Genomic DNA, 209 nt, shown 5'->3' on the forward strand with positions numbered 1-209 from the left:
TGCTTGCGGCAACCGCAGGCACAGGTCAGTTCGTGCTCGGGCAGTTCGTGGATGACTTCGATGCGGGGAAGATCAGCCGACAGGGGTTTGCGCTTGCCACGGCGTTTGACCGGTGCAACGACCTCTTCGTCGGCGTCGCCGACGGTAGGCATCGGCTCGCTTTCTGGCTCATTGAACAGTGCCAGTTGCGGCGTGTTGGGTTCGACCGT

1 protein-coding gene is annotated in these 209 nt (G+C 62.2%); it reads right to left on the minus strand.

The window, feature by feature from the left end:
- Nucleotides 1-209, minus strand: a 209-nt coding sequence (locus tag ABJ99_RS02995) for a transposase (protein WP_195842896.1), incomplete at both ends; no start/stop codon positions are given.

The organism is Pseudomonas syringae pv. cilantro (genome assembly GCF_001293775.1).
Classification (GTDB): domain Bacteria; phylum Pseudomonadota; class Gammaproteobacteria; order Pseudomonadales; family Pseudomonadaceae; genus Aquipseudomonas; species Aquipseudomonas syringae_P.